The following is a 13,466-nucleotide window of genomic DNA, read 5'->3' on the forward strand; positions in this document are numbered from 1 at the left end:
CGCCGCCCGTTGATGGTTTTCTGTCTATGGCTACTCCGCTACACATCAGTATTTCGAAAAAGCTGCGCCACCAGATTGAGTCGGGGGTGTATACCTCTGGCGATCGCCTTCCCAGCGAGCACCAGCTGATGGAAACCTATAACGTCAGCCGCATTACCGCCCGCCAGGCGATGGCCAACCTGGTCAGCCAGGGGCTGGCGATCGCCTATCGAGGCAAGGGCGTATTTGTCACCCCGCAGAAAAAAGTCACCTATTCCCTCTCCAGCCCGCTGGTGTTTTTAGAGCAGGATATGGCCCGCCAGGGGGTCGCCTTTTCCTTTGAAAGCCTGACATTTGAGTCTATCTGTGCCCCGGCTGAGGTGGCCGTCGCCCTGGAGATTTCGGCGGATACGCCGGTGTACCTACAGAGAAAGCTGCTCCGCATGGATGGAGCCGCTGGGGCCGTGGATGTGTCTTACCTGATTGCTGAACTGGGCCAGCGATTTGCCCCCCAGCTCGAACGTCAAATGACTTTTCCCACCCTGGCCCAAAATGGCGTGCCCATTGAGCACGTCGATGCCATGGTGGAGTGCACCCACGCCGACTACGATCTCAGCGACCACCTGGAGGTGCCCCTGGGCCACGCGCTGATGGTGTATCGCTACACGGCTTACTCCTGCGATCGCCAGCCGGTGCTGCACGGGGCCACCATTTCGCGGGCCGATCGCTTTTGCTACTCCCTCAGCATGCGCGCCGGAGAATAGCTGTCGCCATGGTGCTAGTTGACCTCGTTATACTGACAGTCCATGCCATCTATGCGCCATCTATGCGGGCGATGCTCCGCAGGTGCGCGGCAACATTATCCAAGGCAGCCCGTCCTTAGGTGATTAGATCGATTAGAGCACGCGGTTAGAGGTTCCCATGCAACACCGACTCTTTGCGGCCATCACCTTAGCCAGCCTGGGCCTAAGCGCGCTAGCCGCCAGCCCTGGCCATGCCGCTGAGCAGGTTCGCCTCAACTATCGAGGCTTTAGCCGCACCGTCCCCGTTGCCCTGCTGGTGGCCCTCGCCGACACGGGCGAATCGTCCGGCGTGCTGGGCGGGCTGCTCAACCAAGCAGGGCAAGATGCCGGAGAACTGCGATCGCTGCTCACCGACCCGCTCCCCGCCGACCCGATCATCCTCGATCGCGCCCTCAACACTGGCCCCGGCGAGTGGGTGCTCGACTACCTGGGCGACTCCATCCACACCAGCGCGGGTGTGGCCGATCGTCAGGCGCTGCGATCGGCCCTGGTGCTCTCCGCCAGCGACGATAAACAAATCACGCTGCTGGAGGTGCTGCAAAACTACCCAACCGAAGAAGTAGTGCTAGAGGGCGACAACATTCAAGACGCCGTTAACCGCCTGGCCAGTTTTCTGCGCCCCCTCTCCATATTTCTCTAGCGTTCTTCTCTAGCCCTTGGTCTGTATAGCTTTGGCCAGTGCGCTATGCGTGGATGCGCTATGCGTGGATGCGCATGGACGCATAGCGCATCCACGCACAGCCATTACCCAGGAGTTACCTGTAAAGCGTCTCAACCTTTCTGGCCCTAGCTATGTCAACGCTTCAGCAGAGAAACCGCGATCATACCCACCACAATCGACACCACCAGCAGCGTCAGCGGTTCAAATTTGAACTTTGAATCATCCTTGCCGGGCGGACTTGTGGCGTAAAAAAACGCGAAAAACACAATTAGAATCACAACCAGATCGAGGCCAGTAAACACAGCGCTTTCTCCCATGGCCGACTGGAACTATGTGCTAAACAAGCCGCTACTGTAGCAACGTTTACCTCTAAATCTAGGTGTATCCGCAGCGGTTTGAGGGCTTGTCTAGCTCACCCAATATTTTAGTATCCCCAGCCAAAAACTCAACTCTGAAATAAAAGGGGTGATCCCGCGATCGCAGAAATTTTGTCCGTAGCATTTGTCCTGTGGGGAGTGGCAACCCTTTGCCAAGGGGCCATGAGATATTGCCTCACGGTTTCGTCAAACGCTCCCGTTCGACTGGGCACAGCGTCGATCAACATTCTGCGCATCCCACGGCAAACCTACACACAAGGATACTCTGACCATGACAACTCTAAAAGTCGGCATCAATGGCTTTGGCCGCATTGGCCGCCTGGTGCTACGCGGCGGCATCAAGAACCCCAACATCGAGTTCGTCGGCATCAACGACCTGGTGCCCCCCGAAAACCTCGCCTACCTGCTCAAGTACGACTCTACCCACGGCCGCTTTGATGGCACCGTTGAGGCCGTCGCCGACGGCATTGTCGTAGACGGCAAAAAAATTCCCTGCATGGCCGAGCGCAACCCCGCCGCACTGCCCTGGGGCGATCTGGGTGCTGACTACGTGGTCGAATCCACCGGCCTCTTCACCACCTTTGATACCGCCCATCAGCATATCGCCGCCGGAGCCAAGCGGGTGATTCTCTCCGCCCCCACCAAAGACCCGGAGAAAGTGCACACCCTGGTGATTGGCGTCAACCACGACACCTTTGACCCCAGCCGCGATATCGTTGTCTCGAACGCCAGCTGCACCACCAACTGCCTGGCCCCCGTCGCCAAGGTCATCCACGAAACCTTTGGCCTGGCTGAAGGGCTGATGACCACCGTCCACGCTTCCACCGCCACCCAGCCTACGGTAGATGGCCCCTCCAAAAAAGACTTTCGCGGCGGGCGCGGCGCGGGGCAAAACATCATTCCCGCCTCCACTGGGGCAGCCAAGGCCGTGACCCTGGTGCTGCCCGAGCTCAAGGGCAAGCTCACTGGCATGGCCCTGCGGGTGCCCACCCCCGATGTATCGGTGGTAGACCTCACCTTTAGAACCGAGCAGCCCACCACCTACGAGGCCATCTGCGCCGCCATGAAAGCCGCTGCCGCTGGCCCCATGAAAGGCGTGCTGGCCTACACCGATGACGATGTGGTCTCCAGCGATTTCACCACCGACCCCCACTCCAGCACCTTCGATGCCGGGGCGGGCATCGGCCTCAACGACAATTTCTTTAAGGTCATCGCCTGGTACGACAACGAGTGGGGCTACTCGATGCGCGTGGTCGACCTGATGCTCTACATGGCGCAGAAAGAAGGAATCCTCAGCGGCGTGAGGATTTCCGCCACGGTTTAGAGAGAATTGTTGAATTCAGAAACCCGGTTTTTTCAAAAAACCGGGTTTCTTTGCGGAGCCTTCCCTCCTCGGCTACTGCTTGTACACATCTCTATTCTTGGCTAAGCTCCCATCGTAATCCCCCCAGATTGACCCTTTCCCAGTTCCTCAATAAAACCCCCCTTGAAAAAGGGGGCGGTTTTCTCCCAGGGGTGGAAGGATTACCTGCCGCTGGCAAATCAGGCTTTAATGGGGGCAGCGATCGCTCAGCACTATGCCCAAAATTTTCATTTCCTACCGCCGCAGCGATAGCGAAGACATCGCCGGACGTATCTACGATCGCCTGGCCGCCCACTTTGGCAAAGACTCGATTTTCTTCGATGTAGACGCCATCCCCTTTGGCGAAGACCTGCGCGACTACATCAATGCCAGCCTTGACCAGTGCCAGGTGGTGCTGGCGGTAATTGGCAAAACCTGGCTGACGGTGACGGATGAAAACGGAAACCGCCGCATCGACAACCCCGCCGACTGGGTGCGCCTGGAGCTAGAAGAAGCCCTCAACCGCAAAGGCCAGGTGAGCGTAATCCCTCTGCTGGTGAGCCGTGCCACCCTGCCTGCCCCCAACGATTTGCCCCCTAGTCTGGCTGCCTTAGCCTACCGAAATGCTGCTCAAGCCCGACCCAACCCCGACTTTCATGGCGATGTCAGTAGGCTGATCGTGCAGCTAGAGCGCTACTTTGACAGGCTAAATGCGCCACCAGCGCTTGTTTCAACACCAGCCATCAAACCAAACGCCACCGCTCGGAAGCCTCCCGCTGTCCCACAAACCTATCGCCAAGAAGCTGTAGGGTGGGCACCGCCCACCAGCCCTAACCCACAGCCCACCAACTCAACAGCGTGCTCTGGTAGTTGTGATCATCTTCTAGTCTGGCATGCCTTGATCTGGAATCTGAATGGGTAGTCGCCTTAGCCGATATCGACCGTCCTCTACCGTTAGTAGCGCTCCACCTCGCAGGGTTTCACCGCATTCTTCGATCACTGTGAATAGCCGTGAGGTTACAAAGCTAGGAACAGTTCTTTTGACTCTAAAGATGATCACGCTAGGCAACGGATTTGCTCCAGAGGCTAACAAATCCCCAAAATCCAGGTCAAAGGTCAGCACAATACGGTCTTCTAACCGAGCCTTTTCCAGAATCGCTGAGTCGGGCAAACGCTCCAATCTTTGCTCGACTAAGTGAATTGCATCATATCCAGCTTGCCGCAGCGCCTGTACCGTCAGTGGCGAAACACCTACATCGGCTAAAAATCTCACGCTGCTGTTTCTATCAAGGAGTGAACTTCCTCGCTAGCCAAGTAGGCAGCGTACTCCAGGCAAGCCAAAATATCCTCGGCTTCCAGGTAAGGGTAAGCCTCTAGAATTTCTGCAAATGTCATACGATTTGCCAGCATGCTCAGCACCAAGGACACTGTGATACGCATGCCGCGAACGCAGGCTCGACCGCCCATGACATTAGAACTGAAGGTAATGCGCTCAAACATGGTAGTTACTAAGAGAGCTTAGAAGACCTCTGCTACTACATTCTAAAACGCGGCGCGGGTGGCCATGTCGCGGGGGCGCTTTTTGATCAGCGTGGGGTCGAGATAGGTGATGGCTTCGGCGCACGATCGCACCCGTTCGATCGGCTCAAATACATTCACCTGGTAGACGATCTGGTTGTCCCAGTCGAGGGCGGTGAGCCAGCCGCTGCGGGGGTGGTAGACGCCAGTGTCGATGTCGAGCCAGCCGCGCCCGGCGGCAATTTGGCCGGGGTCTACGCCGGGGAAGGTGAAGGTGATGGTGTGCCCCGTGATGATGAGTTTATCGGAGAAAAAGGGCGTCAGGCTGCTGTGGAAGGTTTCGCGAATCCAGCACATTTCGTAGCTGCTCTGCTCGGCGATAGGCAGCATGGGGTTGACCCCGGCGTGCACCAGCCACAGATCGCCCAGGTCGATGTAGAGGGGCAGCTGCCGCAGCCAGTCGAGGTGGTCTTCGAGGGTGGCGGCGGAGCCGTGGTAGCTGGTGAGAGTAGCCTGGCCGCCGCTGAAAATCCAGCCCTGGAGCGTGGGTGGGTTAATTTTGCCGTCGACAAAGGTGTCGAGAATGAGCTGCTCGTGGTTGCCGCGCACGCAGTTGGTGGCGTGGCACCGGACAAAATCGACCACATCGGCACTTTTGGGGCCGCGATCGATGAGATCGCCAACGCAGTAAATTTTGTCATCGGCCTCGGGGGCGATCGCATCCCATAGCCGCCTGAGGCCGTCGTAGTGACCGTGGATGTCGCCAATAAAGATTCTTCGGGACATGGGGCAGGGACTCCGTTGATCTCATTATGCCTTAACCCCAAACTCAACTATCAATTTTCCGTAATGCTTACCTGGATGAAGCCCGGTTAAAGATGTACTTCAACGCCCGATCGCGATCGGAGTTTTGCCCTAATAAAAGCGTTGATTTCGGGCGCTTGATCGGCGTTATTTTGATTATTCTCAGGCATAATAAGGCCAGCTTAGAGCACCTACCCCATGAGCCGTTCGCCTTCTCGCCGTTCGCTATCGACCTCCTCTCCTCCGCATACCCCGGTGCGTCGGCGCAGGCAGCATCCCCCTGACCGTCTGCGGCAGCTAGCCCGCCATACGCGGGCCTTTGAGCTAGGCGCGCGGCTAGGGGTAAACGTGTTTTTGATTCTGGTGGCGGCGGTATCCCTGGGGCGGCTCGTCCCCTATCTGCAAGCCCAGGTGCAGCAGCTTGAGGCCGCCCGCGCAGAGCTGGCCCAGGCAGAGGCGACCAATACTCGCCTGCGCTCTGACTTTGACCGCTATTTTGACCCGGCCCAGGCGGGCCGAGTAATTGAGGAGCAAACGGGCTACCGCACCCATTCAGAACGGCAGGTGGTCTGGACCGACCAAGAGAGCGGGGAGAAATGAGCGCGGCGGCAGGCGCTGAACTCAACCCAGGCTAACCTGCCAGCACCTTGCCCACCCGGCAAAGCTCGGCGCGAGGTTAAAGCATCCCCCACGCTACGCACTCACCCACTGCGCCCGACCCTACGGGTAAAACGTGGTGGTGGGCAAACCGAGGCCTTCTTCTAGACCCATCATCAGGTTGAAGCACTGCACCGCCTGGGAAGCCTGGCCCTTCATCAGGTTATCGATCGCAGACATGACAATCACTCGCCCCGTACGCGGGTCGGTTTCGAGGCCGATGTAGCAGCGGTTGGTGCCCCAGGCCCACTTGGTTTGGGGATAGGTGCCGTTGGGCAGCACCGTTACCCAGGGAGAGGAGCGGTAGAAGGCGGTGTAGATGGTGAGCAGATCGTCGCGCACCAGGCCGGGGTCGCGCAGGGTGGCGTAGATGGTGGCCAAAATGCCCCGCACCATGGGAATCAGGTGGGGGGTAAACTGCACCGTGACCTCGTGGCTGGCCAGGTGGGTGCAGATTTGCTCGATTTCGGGGGTGTGGCGGTGGCGGGTGACGCCGTAGGCCCCCAGGGAGTTGCTGGCTTCAGCTAGCAACATGCCGGTTTTGGCCACTCGCCCGCCGCCGGAGGTGCCCGACTTGGCGTCGATAATCAGGCTCTCGGGCTGAGCGAGGCCCTGCTTGAGCAGCGGCGCAATGCCGAGCAGGCTGGCGGTGGGGTAGCAGCCGGGGCAGCCCACCAACCGGGCGTCGCGGATGCGATCGCGAAACAGCTCGGGCAGGCCGTATACCGCTTCGGCAGCGGTGACCTGGTCGAGGCGCTCGCCGCCGTACCACGACTGATAGGTATTTAAATTCTCAAAGCGGTAGTCGGCGGACAAATCCAGCACCCGGCAGCCCCGCTCCAGCAGCGTGGGGGCCATGGTGTAGGCCAGCCCGTTGGGCAGCGAGAGAAATACGACCTGGCAGCGCTGGGCGATTTCCCCCAGGTCTACCGCTTCCACCGTCAAATTCACCGAACCTGCCAGGTGGGGATAGATATCGGTGTAGGGCTTTCCGGCGCTGCTGTCGCCCCCCAAATACACCAGCTCTACCTCGGGGTGCTGGGTCAGCAGGCGCACCAGCTGCACCCCTCCATAGCCCGATGCCCCGACAATACCGACCTTAATTTTTCCTGCTGGTGAATCGCTCATGGTTCTGGGGCTGTCTATTTTGGAAGGGTAGGACGGTGTGGGGTAGCGGCGGGTTGCCGGTCTTTTTTGGGATTTTGGGGGCGATCGCCAACGGCGTTAGCACCCCCTTTAGATAAGCACTGTAATAGTAAACCAGTAATCCCAGATCAACATGGTGGCTTGGGATGCGATAGGCCGCATTGTTCGCCACCTCAACTATTCCCCGCTCCGCCCCTGGGTGCGGGCATCCTTAGGGTGAAGGGCAGGCTGTAAAGCTAGAATTTTAAGAGTGAACGTACTTTATGAAGGCTAGCCCCACCGTGCCCGACCCAACAGCGGAGACGCCCGCCGCAAGCCATTCCCCCTCCGAGCTTCCCGCCGATTTCCAGTTTGACTCCATTGAGTCGGCCCTTCTCGATCTGGCGGCGGGCAAGTCAATTGTGGTAGTGGACGACGAAAACCGCGAGAACGAAGGCGATGTGATCTGCGCCGCCCAGTTTGCCACCCCCGACAACATCAACTTTATGGCGGTGGAAGCGCGGGGGCTGATCTGCCTGGCCATGACGGGCGATCGCCTCGACGAGCTAGACCTGCCGCTGATGGTCAGCCCCAGCGCCTTTGAAGACGAAAACGAGCAGACCGCCTTTACCGTCAGCATCGACGCCGCCCTGAGCTGGGGCGTCACCACGGGCATTTCCGCCGACGATCGCGCCCGCACCATTCAAGTCGCCATCAACCCCAATGCTCGGCCCCAAGACCTGCGCCGACCGGGGCATATCTTTCCCCTGCGGGCTAAGGAGGGCGGCGTGCTAAAGCGGGCAGGCCACACCGAAGCCGGGGTTGACCTGGCCCGCCTGGCGGGCCTCTACCCCGCCGGAGTGATCTGCGAAATTCAAAACCCCGATGGCTCCATGGCGCGGCTGCCTGAGCTGGTTGACTACGCCAAAACCTTTAACCTGAAGCTGATCAGCATCGCCGACCTGATTCACTACCGCCTTCAGCACGAGCGCTTTGTGCAGCGCGAGGCGGTGGCCACCATGCCCACCCAGTTTGGTGAATTCAACATCTACGCCTACCGCAACCTGCTCGATGGCTCCGAGCATGTGGCCATGGTCAAGGGCGACCCCGCCACCTTCGCCGACCAGCCCGTGATGGTGCGCGTCCACTCCGAATGCCTGACCGGCGATGCCTTTGGCTCCCTGCGCTGCGACTGCCGCATGCAGCTCCAGGCAGCGCTAAAAATGATCGACGCGGCGGGGCGCGGCGTGGTGGTCTACCTGCGCCAGGAGGGGCGCGGCATTGGCCTGGTCAACAAGCTCAAGGCCTACTCCCTGCAAGATATGGGCCTCGACACGGTAGAAGCCAACGAAAAGCTGGGCCTGCCCGTAGACCAGCGCAACTACGGCATCGGCGCGCAAATTCTCAACGACATCGGCGTCCAGAAGTTTTGCCTGATCACCAACAACCCCCGCAAAATCGCGGGCATCAAAGGCTACGGTCTGGATATGGTGAACCGGGTACCGTTGATTATTGAGGCTACTGCCCACAATTCAGGCTATTTGGCCACTAAAGCCCAAAAGCTGGGCCACCTGCTGGTGCAGACTTACCTGGTCACGGTGGCAATTCACTGGCGCGGCGGCGACCTGTCGGTGCAAGACAGCTACCCCAAGCTAGAGAGCCTGCGAGAGCTAGCCCATAGCCAGGGATTGCTGCTGCAAGAGGAGGCCCGCCCCGTGGCGGCGGCACTGTTTAGCCAGCCCCATTTAATTGTAAATCTGGGGCTCGATGCCCCCCCGGTACCAGGGGCCGAGGCCTGGTATCGCGACTGCAACCAGCCCCAGATGAATGCGATCGCCACCCTGCTCGACAAACTCGCCGCCTGGCCCGAAATCGACCAGCTTGCGTTCCTCATCTCCGGCGGCAGCGACCCCTTCAGCGGCTTGCAAGTGGGCCTCGATCGCCAGGTGTTTCACCACGATGCGGTGCCCACCCCCGAAACCGTCAAACCCTCCGACCTCTGCGGCAGCCTAGAAAGCCAGCGCATCTACGTCTTCTCCAGCCACCTTCCAGCCGATTAGCTAGAGACTATCTGTGTAATTGCCTTCTTGAGGGAAGTTATACGGCAACCCTCGGCATAATTAAGTTGTTAAGCTGTTAGTCCGTGTTCTGCCTGTAAAGAGAAGCATTTATGAGCGACAAGTCCCCCCTCTTTGTGAGTGCATTAGAATTAATGGCTCACGCAGTTGAAATATATGCAAGTAATGATCCAAAGAAAAATAAGTTCGTCATTCTTCATCTTGCTAATGCCATTGAATTAATCCTGAAAGATTGTTTGGTCGATCAAGGCATCAGTATATATAAACATCCAAAAGAAACAATTTCTATTTGGTCGGCAATTAGTGAAATCGAAAATCTTAGTATTGAAATTCCCATGAAGCCGATTATAGAGTTACTTATTGATGATAGAAACACAATACAGCATCGCTTTGGTTATCCTAGTGCTGAGACAACCTTTTATTACTTAGAAAAAATCGCAGAATTCTTTAAAAAATTTATAAGAGTACAATATAGGGCTGAATTGTCTTTAGTCCTAGAATCTTATTTAAACAAGGATAATATTGCACTTATCGGTTTAATTCCTGAAGACCATGGATACTTCAAAAAGCTCTTTGAACTTTCTCCGGAAGCAGCAATAACCCAGGCAGTAGATAAAATCAACAAAGAGGTTGAAAGTCTATTTGATTTCAAAAGTTCTTCTAACGCTGAGTTTGGCTATATTGACAGACTTCTGCTCGCTTTAGCCAAGAATGGATTTTTGTCTGAAGGAGTAGAAGGAGACTATCAACAACTCAAAGAAGCAAGAAATGTAGCATTTTCTAAGCCTGGCAAGAGTTCTGAGATTGCCTGGGATTCATCACTGCAAACTGCGATAAAAATATTGGATGCTATTTCGGAATTGTCACATACAAATCATGTTGACAGTAGTGGAAATTATAGTTACTTGAAGACATTATTTAACCTTTCGCCTCAGTTGGCAATTCAGCAAGGCTTATCTGACATAGAAAATCAACTTGACAGAATTCGCTTACGCCCTATATGGAGACTAAGAAGACAAAAGCAGAATGCAGGGCTAGGAGCTTTTGAAGAAATCTTATACTACTTATCGAGAAAGGGATATCTTCCCGACGAAGCTTATCTTAATTATCAAGGGTTGAAAAAAACGGCAAAGGATAATTTTGGCTATATTAACTCTTCCAAGAACTCCGATTCAGAGAAGGATTTTCATGAAGTCATCCAAATTCTAGCAGCGATGGAGCGAGCGATTGATGATGGAATATTTAGCGGCAGAATAACAGAAAAGATCAAAGATATTGTTTTTGCTAGATGTGAAGGAAAATGCACAATTTGTGGATCAAGCGAAAACTTAGAAATTCATCATATTATTCCAATAGCAGAGGGAGGAGACTCTGGTATTGACAATTTACAAGTGGTGTGCGATCTACACAATAACTAGTCCTTATAGGCTAGCAATTTGTAATTAGTCTTAGCTCTTTAAAGATTGACTAACACCTCAGCACAGCGGTCGGTTGGAACTTTCTAATTGGATGCTGATGTTACTTGCCGCTGCTGGCTTTCGCCGTCATTATAACCACGAAACGAGAGTCTAGCTAATGTCAAACATCATAATTGATGAAAATCAGCGCGACCCACTTAAATATCTTCGTCAAGTAGAGGCAGGTGAGACGCTTGTTATCTTTAGAGCTGATCAGGCGATCATTAAATTTAAACCCATCACCATATAGAAATTGAGTTAGAGGTGGCTTATGAGTGTCAGTCTCACCCCTGATCAAAAGCGTTTTGTTGAAATTAAGCTTCAATCTGGTAAATACCGCTCTACTGAAGAGGTTTTAGAAATTGCCCTGCGATTACTAGACGAGTACGATCGCTCCAAAGCAGAATGGGTCGAAGACGTGCGGGCCAAAATTGACGCGGCAATTGAAGCCTCTAACCGCACAGACCCCGTTGATAGCGAAACCTTCGTAAATGGCATTCTAGAGCGTTTCCGGCAGACAAACTAGCCATGAGTCGCTATGTCATCAACGTTCCGTTCTTGCCAGCCAAAATCTCAACGAGATAGCCGACTATTTTGCTAAAGCTAGCATCAGCTTACTATGTAGTAGTTAATGGAGATGGAACCATGAGCCTTGTCTTAGAGTTTGAGTCCCTACCGCTTACAGAAGATGCAGCAGGAGCAATTCGAGTCGGCAACTCAAGGGTTTTGCTAGAACTTGTGATTCGAGCGTTCCAGGATGGTGCCTCTCCAGAAACCATTGTGCAAAGATATTCGACCCTTTCTTTGGCTGACGTTTACATGACGATCGGCTATTATCTTCGACATCAGCAGGAAATAGAATCTTATTTGAGCGATCGCGAAAACCTAGCAGAATCGGTTCATCAAAAAATCTCCAAAAATCAGCCTGATCTGAGCATAATCCGCTCAAGACTCTTAGCCCAGCAAACCCTCTAAACGCTGACATGCTGAGGTTGCTGAGCGACGAAAACTTTAATGGCGACATTGGGCGAGGGCTATTTCTTCGCCAGCCAAGTCTCGACCTACTGCGTGTTCAAGATGTTGGGTTGCAAGAAGTAGATGATCCAGCAATTCTAGATTGGGCAGCCAGCAATGGGCGCATACTCTTAACCCACGACCGCGCAACCATGCCGAACTTTGCTTACGAGCGGTTGTCTCAGGGGCAGCCAATGCCGGGGCTATTTGTAATCAACGATCGGATGCCCGTTAGACAGGTCATTGACGAACTGGTGCTACTGATTGATGCTAGTGGGCAAGATGAGTGGAACGGCCTCGTGCTGTACTTGCCTTTGTAAACTCTAGCAGCGATCGCACGGTTGCAGACTTTGCCCAAGAGTGAGCAAAATGCGATCGCTCTCATCATCCTAGAAGAAACCAAGGAAGAGCGGGCTTAGGGTGAGCCTTTTTCTCGTTCCCCGGATCTATTAGCAAGATTTGCTACCTCGGCAATGGCTGAGTACTATGCAGAGGAAACTAAGAGTTGGTTTACCAGGCTGCCGGTTGAAAGGTGGTGTCGTTGGCAATCAAAACCATGTCGCCAGTTTGTTTAATCACAAATAGCCCTCGCTGATAGGCATAGCGGTCTACTCCTTCATCCACCTCAATACCCGCCACGGCTCCATAGATGCGATAGTCGCCGTAGTGGGGAAACGCCTGCCTAAAGCGATCTAGTCGGGCCAAAAAATCTTCTACATCCTGACGAGAGAGCCGCGATTTGACTTCAATAGCAACCGCCACATCCCCATCGACCGCAAAAATGTCGATCTCCATCTCTGCGCCCGGTCGCCGCGACCGCATGCGACGAGACGTTTCTTGCACCAAAATGCCCCGCTCCTGAAACAGGCGCACCACCGCAGGCTCAACCAGGTTCTCGACAAATTGCCCCCATCGGCTCGTCAGCCCGGCGACCTCTCGACTGGTATTGGCCGCGATGCGCTTTAGATCTTGCATCTGCCGCTCAGACTCGGCAAATATGCGATCGGCTTTTTCCTGGGAGGCTTGAAACAAGGCGTAAATATCGGCAATGGTGACGGGTTCAGCCACAGTCTGACTCCTGCCTTTGGATGCTCAATTCTATTATGCGTTTGAAGTCGCAAGCCTAAAGACTTACCCGACTGGCTTTCTACTTTGACTATCAACGTAACCACGCAAAACTGAGTTGATTAGAGCTTTGTATTCTCCACCCTGAGCCTGAAACCACTGCAACACATCAGGCTCAATTTTCACAAGCTGCTGTACTTGTGTCGCTGGGATTCTGAGAGTCGCCTTCTCAAAAAACTCTTCCGTCAGTGGAGGAATGTCGGAATAGTCAATTCCTTCATCGTCTAGTGACTCTAGTGCTGCCCAGTTAGTACGGGAGGTATTGCTTAAGTCTTTGCCGCTCATGTCGGTTAGCCCTTCGTGCTGAAATAATCCGGATCACGTCGTTTTGGCGTTCCGTCCAAACCACAACTGCCACGCCATTGCCGAGAAGACCAATGCCAAACCAGCGGTCTTCGCCATAGTCAAAACGATCGTCTAGCTCAACTAGCATTGGACCTTCAAACATTTCAGGGACATCGCCAAAGTCAATCTCGTGTTTGCGGATATTTTCGAGATTCTTTGCCTCATCCCATTCAAACTGCAT

At 54.7% G+C, this 13,466-nt stretch carries 18 protein-coding genes; 10 read left to right on the plus strand and 8 right to left on the minus strand.

What is annotated here, in order from left to right; all coding sequences use genetic code 11:
* The first annotated feature begins 26 nt into the window (after window positions 1-26).
* Together LEPTO7104_RS0119180 and LEPTO7104_RS0119185 are read left to right on the plus strand one after the other, a co-directional pair.
* The gene (locus tag LEPTO7104_RS0119180) at window positions 27-743 is read left to right on the plus strand and encodes a GntR family transcriptional regulator (RefSeq protein ID WP_017300205.1); all 717 of its coding nucleotides are present in this window, start codon (window positions 27-29) and stop codon (window positions 741-743) included.
* Between the two features lie 157 nt (window positions 744-900).
* Complete coding sequence (locus LEPTO7104_RS0119185; protein ID WP_017300206.1) at window positions 901-1,422, plus strand: alpha/beta hydrolase; 522 nt, start codon at window positions 901-903, stop codon at window positions 1,420-1,422.
* Between the two features lie 155 nt (window positions 1,423-1,577).
* On the opposite strand, the gene LEPTO7104_RS0119190 is transcribed toward LEPTO7104_RS0119185, so the two are convergent.
* The gene (locus LEPTO7104_RS0119190) at window positions 1,578-1,760 is read right to left on the minus strand and encodes a hypothetical protein (RefSeq protein WP_017300207.1); all 183 of its coding nucleotides are present in this window, start codon (window positions 1,758-1,760) and stop codon (window positions 1,578-1,580) included.
* Between the two features lie 331 nt (window positions 1,761-2,091).
* Between LEPTO7104_RS0119190 and gap the strand changes: the two genes are divergently transcribed.
* Together gap and LEPTO7104_RS34565 are read left to right on the plus strand one after the other, a co-directional pair.
* A complete protein-coding gene (gene gap / locus LEPTO7104_RS0119195) occupies window positions 2,092-3,144 on the plus strand; it encodes a type I glyceraldehyde-3-phosphate dehydrogenase (RefSeq protein WP_017300208.1) in 1,053 nt (350 codons plus the stop codon).
* Window positions 3,145-3,397: 253 nt separating this feature from the next.
* Window positions 3,398-4,084: a toll/interleukin-1 receptor domain-containing protein gene (locus LEPTO7104_RS34565; RefSeq protein WP_017300209.1), complete on the plus strand. Its 687-nt coding sequence runs from the start codon at window positions 3,398-3,400 to the stop codon at window positions 4,082-4,084.
* Here the strand turns inward: LEPTO7104_RS34565 and LEPTO7104_RS42915 are convergent.
* The 3 genes from LEPTO7104_RS42915 to LEPTO7104_RS0119210 are packed head-to-tail and all read right to left on the minus strand — an operon-like array spanning window position 4,046 to window position 5,466.
* Window positions 4,046-4,435: a DUF5615 family PIN-like protein gene (locus LEPTO7104_RS42915; RefSeq protein WP_071527280.1), complete on the minus strand. Its 390-nt coding sequence runs from the start codon at window positions 4,433-4,435 to the stop codon at window positions 4,046-4,048. The genes LEPTO7104_RS34565 and LEPTO7104_RS42915 overlap by 39 nt on opposite strands.
* Entirely contained in the window at window positions 4,432-4,662 is a 231-nt protein-coding gene (locus LEPTO7104_RS0119205; protein ID WP_017300210.1) for a DUF433 domain-containing protein, read from the minus strand. The genes LEPTO7104_RS42915 and LEPTO7104_RS0119205 overlap by 4 nt, the downstream gene beginning before the upstream one ends.
* Window positions 4,663-4,704: 42 nt before the next feature.
* A complete protein-coding gene (locus tag LEPTO7104_RS0119210) occupies window positions 4,705-5,466 on the minus strand; it encodes a metallophosphoesterase family protein (RefSeq protein WP_017300211.1) in 762 nt (253 codons plus the stop codon).
* A 216-nt stretch (window positions 5,467-5,682) separates the two neighbouring features.
* Between LEPTO7104_RS0119210 and LEPTO7104_RS40250 the strand changes: the two genes are divergently transcribed.
* Window positions 5,683-6,084: a slr1601 family putative cell division protein gene (locus tag LEPTO7104_RS40250; protein ID WP_155523702.1), complete on the plus strand. Its 402-nt coding sequence runs from the start codon at window positions 5,683-5,685 to the stop codon at window positions 6,082-6,084.
* Between the two features lie 120 nt (window positions 6,085-6,204).
* Here the strand turns inward: LEPTO7104_RS40250 and argC are convergent, their stop codons facing one another.
* Window positions 6,205-7,269: an N-acetyl-gamma-glutamyl-phosphate reductase gene (argC, locus tag LEPTO7104_RS0119225; protein WP_017300214.1), complete on the minus strand. Its 1,065-nt coding sequence runs from the start codon at window positions 7,267-7,269 to the stop codon at window positions 6,205-6,207.
* 281 nt (window positions 7,270-7,550) lie between these two features.
* Between argC and ribBA the strand changes: the two genes are divergently transcribed.
* The 5 genes from ribBA (at window position 7,551) to LEPTO7104_RS0119260 (ending at window position 12,135) form a co-directional block, all read left to right on the plus strand.
* Window positions 7,551-9,326 carry a bifunctional 3,4-dihydroxy-2-butanone-4-phosphate synthase/GTP cyclohydrolase II gene (ribBA, locus tag LEPTO7104_RS0119230; RefSeq protein WP_017300215.1) on the plus strand — a complete coding sequence of 592 codons (1,776 nt, stop codon included), beginning with the start codon at window positions 7,551-7,553 and terminating at the stop codon, window positions 9,324-9,326.
* A 110-nt stretch (window positions 9,327-9,436) separates the two neighbouring features.
* Complete coding sequence (locus tag LEPTO7104_RS37175; RefSeq protein WP_017300216.1) at window positions 9,437-10,762, plus strand: HNH endonuclease; 1,326 nt, start codon at window positions 9,437-9,439, stop codon at window positions 10,760-10,762.
* Between the two features lie 310 nt (window positions 10,763-11,072).
* Window positions 11,073-11,327 carry a ribbon-helix-helix domain-containing protein gene (locus tag LEPTO7104_RS0119250; protein ID WP_017300218.1) on the plus strand — a complete coding sequence of 85 codons (255 nt, stop codon included), beginning with the start codon at window positions 11,073-11,075 and terminating at the stop codon, window positions 11,325-11,327.
* Window positions 11,328-11,446: 119 nt separating this feature from the next.
* Window positions 11,447-11,776, plus strand: a complete 330-nt coding sequence (locus tag LEPTO7104_RS0119255; RefSeq protein WP_017300219.1) for a DUF433 domain-containing protein — start codon at window positions 11,447-11,449, stop codon at window positions 11,774-11,776.
* An 8-nt stretch (window positions 11,777-11,784) separates the two neighbouring features.
* Window positions 11,785-12,135: a DUF5615 family PIN-like protein gene (locus LEPTO7104_RS0119260; protein WP_017300220.1), complete on the plus strand. Its 351-nt coding sequence runs from the start codon at window positions 11,785-11,787 to the stop codon at window positions 12,133-12,135.
* Window positions 12,136-12,325: 190 nt separating this feature from the next.
* Here LEPTO7104_RS0119260 and LEPTO7104_RS0119265 read toward each other — a convergent pair whose 3' ends face one another.
* From LEPTO7104_RS0119265 to LEPTO7104_RS0119270, 3 genes are all read right to left on the minus strand, one after another.
* On the minus strand, window positions 12,326-12,883 hold the full coding sequence (locus tag LEPTO7104_RS0119265; protein ID WP_017300221.1) for a DUF8196 domain-containing protein: 558 nt from the start codon (window positions 12,881-12,883) through the stop codon (window positions 12,326-12,328).
* Between the two features lie 63 nt (window positions 12,884-12,946).
* Window positions 12,947-13,225: a BrnA antitoxin family protein gene (locus LEPTO7104_RS43695; protein ID WP_071527281.1), complete on the minus strand. Its 279-nt coding sequence runs from the start codon at window positions 13,223-13,225 to the stop codon at window positions 12,947-12,949.
* A complete protein-coding gene (locus LEPTO7104_RS0119270; protein WP_017300222.1) occupies window positions 13,188-13,466 on the minus strand; it encodes a BrnT family toxin in 279 nt (92 codons plus the stop codon). Before LEPTO7104_RS0119270 ends, LEPTO7104_RS43695 begins: the two co-directional genes overlap by 38 nt.

It is taken from the genome of Nodosilinea nodulosa PCC 7104 (genome assembly GCF_000309385.1).
GTDB lineage: Bacteria > Cyanobacteriota > Cyanobacteriia > Phormidesmidales > Phormidesmidaceae > Nodosilinea > Nodosilinea nodulosa.